Annotated in this window: 7 protein-coding genes; 2 read left to right on the forward strand and 5 right to left on the reverse strand. The window is 75.3% G+C overall.

Annotation, left to right across the window (positions count from 1 at the left end; genetic code table 11):
- Window positions 1-46: 46 nt before the first annotated feature.
- Entirely contained in the window at window positions 47-802 is a 756-nt protein-coding gene (locus tag GUY60_RS35220; RefSeq protein WP_161705419.1) for an SDR family oxidoreductase, read from the forward strand.
- Between the two features lie 21 nt (window positions 803-823).
- Here the strand turns inward: GUY60_RS35220 and amaP are convergent, their stop codons facing one another.
- From amaP to GUY60_RS35245, 5 genes are read right to left on the reverse strand one after another with little or no spacing between them, the layout of a single operon-like run.
- Entirely contained in the window at window positions 824-1402 is a 579-nt protein-coding gene (gene amaP / locus GUY60_RS35225; RefSeq protein WP_161705421.1) for an alkaline shock response membrane anchor protein AmaP, read from the reverse strand.
- A gap of 2 nt (window positions 1403-1404) precedes the next feature.
- Complete coding sequence (locus GUY60_RS35230; protein WP_161705423.1) at window positions 1405-2085, reverse strand: DUF6286 domain-containing protein; 681 nt, start codon at window positions 2083-2085, stop codon at window positions 1405-1407.
- Window positions 2082-2441 carry an Asp23/Gls24 family envelope stress response protein gene (locus GUY60_RS35235; protein WP_161705425.1) on the reverse strand — a complete coding sequence of 120 codons (360 nt, stop codon included), beginning with the start codon at window positions 2439-2441 and terminating at the stop codon, window positions 2082-2084. The genes GUY60_RS35230 and GUY60_RS35235 overlap by 4 nt, the downstream gene beginning before the upstream one ends.
- Window positions 2441-2641, reverse strand: a complete 201-nt coding sequence (locus GUY60_RS35240) for a hypothetical protein (RefSeq protein WP_161705427.1) — start codon at window positions 2639-2641, stop codon at window positions 2441-2443. Before GUY60_RS35240 ends, GUY60_RS35235 begins: the two co-directional genes overlap by 1 nt.
- 19 nt (window positions 2642-2660) lie before the next feature.
- Window positions 2661-3134 carry an Asp23/Gls24 family envelope stress response protein gene (locus GUY60_RS35245; protein ID WP_161705429.1) on the reverse strand — a complete coding sequence of 158 codons (474 nt, stop codon included), beginning with the start codon at window positions 3132-3134 and terminating at the stop codon, window positions 2661-2663.
- Window positions 3135-3243: 109 nt separating this feature from the next.
- On the opposite strand from GUY60_RS35245, the gene GUY60_RS35250 reads away from it, so the two are divergent.
- The gene (locus GUY60_RS35250) at window positions 3244-4002 is read left to right on the forward strand and encodes a nucleopolyhedrovirus P10 family protein (protein ID WP_246236050.1); all 759 of its coding nucleotides are present in this window, start codon (window positions 3244-3246) and stop codon (window positions 4000-4002) included.
- Window positions 4003-4150 lie beyond the last annotated feature (148 nt).

A 4150-nucleotide genomic window follows, 5' to 3' on the forward strand; every position in this document is an offset into this window, starting at 1 on the left:
GTGGCCCCCCTCGCCCGCCGCCGCGCCGACCCGGCAGGATAGGGGCATGGATCTTGGACTGAAGGACCGTGTCTACGTAGTCACCGGAGCCACCCGCGGGCTCGGCCACGCCACCGCCCGAGCGCTGGTCGCGGACGGCGCGAAGGTCGTCGTCACCGGCCGGGAGGAGAAGTCGGTCGCCGAGGCCGTCGCCGCGCTCGGCGAGAACGCCGCCGGGGTGGCCGTCGACAACGCCGACCCGGCCGCCGCCACCCACCTGATCAGCACCGCACGCGAGCGCTTCGGCCGCTTCGACGGCGTGCTCATCAGCGTCGGCGGCCCGGCCCCCGGCTCCGCCGCTGACAACACCGACGCCCAGTGGCAGTCGGCCTTCGAGTCGGTGTTCCTCGGCGCGGTGCGGCTCGCGCGTACGGCGGCGGCGGAGCTCGGCGAGGGCGGCGTCATCGGCTTCGTGCTCTCCGGTTCGGTGTACGAGCCGATCGCGGGCCTGACCATCTCCAACGGCCTCCGCCCCGGCCTGGCCGGATTCGCCAAGTCCCTCGCGGACGAGGTCGGTCCGCGCGGTGTCCGGGTCCTGGGCGTGCTGCCCGGCCGGATCGCCACGGACCGGATGAAGCAGCTGGACGGCCTCTCCCCCGACCCGGAGGCGGCACGCGCCGCGAACGAGTCGAAGATCCCGCTGCGCCGCTACGGCACCCCGGAGGAGTTCGGCCGCACCGCCGCGTTCCTGCTCTCGCCCGCCGCCTCGTACGTGACGGGCGTGATGGTCCCGGTGGACGGCGGCGCGCGGCACGGGTTCTGAGGCCCGCAGTCGGCAGCAGCCTCAACTCACCCGCCGCGCCCGGTGCTTGACCGCGCGCATCCGTACCTCCGCGGGCAGCCGGTCGAGCCCCGCGGAGGTACGCGCCCGCGCCAGCGACTCGGCGGTGACGGCATGCAGCGCGGCGGCCGGTTCGGCGTGCGGGGCGAGCAGAAGCCGTAGCCGGGCCCGGGGTTCCGATCGGCGTCCGGTGAGCCGGACGCCGACCTGCTCCACCCCGTCGAGCACCTCGGCCTCACCGGCGAGTACGTCCTCCAGTGCCCGGCCGCGCAGCAGCGCGCCCTCGCCGTCGCCGCTGTCGACCAGGACCTCGGCGAGCCGGCCGCGCCGGGTCTGGGCGACCAGCCACCACAGGGCGAGCACCACGAACACCGCGAGCGCCGCGATCACGACGGGCCAGAACCACGACTCGTCGCGCCACCTGGTCCGGTCGGCCTCGGTCAGGAGCACCTCGCCCTGCCCGGCGTACGGCCACCAGGACGGCATCGGCGCCCCGAGCCCGGTGGCGAGCACGGAGCCGCCGAGCAGCAGCAGGACCAGGCCCACGACTCCGGCGAACACCCGGTTGACGGTCCGCAGCATGGTCAGCCCCGCTTTCCCGGCCGGTCGACACGCACCCGCAGGCGCGGCGCGCGGGCGAGCCCGAGGGCGGCGACGGCATCGCCGAGCGCGGTGTCCAAGTCGGCGCGTACGTCGTCGAGTTCACGGAAGTGCGCGACGGCCCGCGCCTCGACCTTGGCGCGCCGCACCCGTACCCGTACCGACCGCACGCCCGGCACTTCCATGGCGCGGTCGCGGAGCACCAGGGCGGCGGCCTCGGCGTCGAGCCAGGCGCGCACGTCGTCGTCACCGCCGCGCATGGCGAGCACCCGGCGGTGTCCAGGGGTGGCGGCGAGCACGAGCAGCCAGAGTCCGAGCAGTGCGACGACGCCCGCGCCGAGCAGCACCCACACGTCGTCGAGGGGGCGGGCGGCGAGCTGTTCGCCGAGCGTCCGCCGCCAGGCCATGGCGGGCCGGTCCGCGCGCACCGCGACCACGTCGTAGAGCAGCAGCCCGGCGGCGCCGAGGCCGAGCAGGGCGACCACGGCGGCGGGCAGCCGCCGCACCGACCACATCCGGCGGTGCTCGCCGCCCTCCTCGGGGGTGAGGACCGGGGTGTACGAGGCGGCCGAAGCCGACTGGTCGAATGTCTGCGGCCGCTTCTCCAGGAGCGGCAGCGGCCGGGTGCCGGCCGGCTCCTCGTCGTCGCTCTCGTTGTCGGTCATCGTGTCCTCCCCTGCGCCGCGGCCCGGATGCGCGCCGAGTGCAACCGCTCCACCGAGACAGTCACCTCCGGCACCTCCATCCCCGCCAACGCCTCTACCCGCTCGGTGACTTGACGACGCACGGCGGCGCACCGCTCGCCGATGTCGCAGGGGTAGTCGAGGCCGAGGCTGATCCGGACGTGGGCGGCGCCGCGGTGCACGGTGACGGTGGCGCGCGGGGCGTCGGCGTCCTCGGGCAGCGCGCCGGGCAGCGCCTCGCGGGCGGCGCGTGCGGCGATCTTGGCGACGACCCGGTCGGCGATCCGGGTCGCCCCGCGCTCGCCCGCCTCGACCGCCTCGATCACCGCCACGGTCACTACCGGCGCCGCTCGCCGCGGGACTCGCCGCGGCCGCGGAACAGCTCGCCGGGCTCCAGGTCGCCGTCGGCGTACCGCCCCGCCAGGAAGCCGACCGCGCCGAGCGCGGCCACCAGCAGGAAGGCGCCGAAGCCACCGAAGTACGCGGCGAAGCCGAGCCCCATGCCGGCCAGCAGACCGACCAACGCCATGCTCCTCATCGCAGGCTCCTCGGGTAGCTCACTGGAGCCTCGACTCCGGCTCGTCGTCCTCCTCGTCGGGCAGCTTCACATCGCCGACCGCGATGTTGACCTCGACCACTTCAAGGCCGGTCATCCGCTCCACGGCGTTGATCACGTTCTCCCGTACGTCGCGGGCCACATCGGTGATGGAGACGCCGTACTCGACCACGATGTCCAGGTCGAGCGCCGTCTGCACCTCCCCGACCTCGGCCTTCACGCCGCGCGTCACGGACTTGGTGCCGCCGCCGCCCGGCACCCGGTCGCGCACGGCGCCGAAGGTCCGGGAGATCCCGGTGCCCATGGCATGCACGCCGAGCACCTCACGCGCGGCGAGCCCGGCGATCTTCTCGACGACGCCGTCGGCGATGGTGGTACGCCCCCGGCTCGCGGGGCCGCCGCCCCGTCTGGACTGTGCCGCGCTCTCGCCTTGTCGGACGGCCCCCGGCTTGCTCCGCTCATCGGTGTCGCTCATCGCTGTGGTCCCATTCGAAGGGGTTGATGCGCTGGAGTGGATGCGCTCCTTTTGCCCACATTAAGTCCACTTGCCCGACTCCGCGCCGGGGATGCGGCAGGCTGGGTCCATGACGGCTGACCGGACGACGGACGAGCACACGGACGGTACGGAGCACACCTCGACGCCCCGGACGCGCGCCGTGACGGAGTACGCGCGGGCGGTGCGCGAGCAGTTGCGGTACGGCAGGCTGCTCCCGCTCGGCGCCGCGGCGGACGGCGCGTGGATCACGGAGCGCGCGGCGGCCGGACTGCTGCGGGCGGCCGGCGACGGGGTCACGGGGGTCCGCGTCGGCACGCTCCGGCTCGCCCTCGCCGATCCGGACGCGGCCGGTGAACCCGCCGTACCGCCGCCGCCGAGCGCCCTGCCGCCGGGCCCGCTGCGGATCGAGGCGGAGCTCGCGGCGACAGGCGGACGGCCGCTGCGCTCGACGGCGGAACTGGTGCGCACGGCCCTGGCCACGGCGGCCGCCGACCGGCTCGGACTCGTGGTGGCGGAGGTGGACCTGCGCGTGACGGAACTGCTCGACGCGGACCCGTCCCCCGAGCCTCAGGCGCCCGCCGAGCGCCCCGCGCCGCCGTCCGACGAGAGCGCGACGGCACGGGCGGTACGGGCCGTGCCGGGCGTGGCCGGCCTCGACTCCGTGCACGAGGAGCACCACCCGGCCACCCCGCACGCGCTCCCCGCACCGCACGTCCGGGTCGACCTGACGGTGGCTCCCGGACACCGCGCCCTGGACGTGGCCGGAGCGGTCCGCACGGCGGTCACCGGCTCGGCCCGCACGGACCGGCCGACGGTGTCGGTGGTGGTGACGGGCGCGGCGGGGTGACCGCCTGACGCGCCCTGGTCCCGCTAGGGGACGTCTCCCCGATCTTTGCGGGTCCACGACGCCTGGCACGCACTCTCGCCGCACGCCCGAATCACCCAAGTACGTCCAGTACGAGGGCAATCCGGGCGCACGCCGAGAGCACGCACCA

Origin of the sequence: Streptomyces boluensis (assembly GCF_009908195.1) — a bacterium.
In the GTDB taxonomy this organism is placed as follows: Bacteria; Actinomycetota; Actinomycetes; order Streptomycetales; family Streptomycetaceae; genus Streptomyces; species Streptomyces boluensis.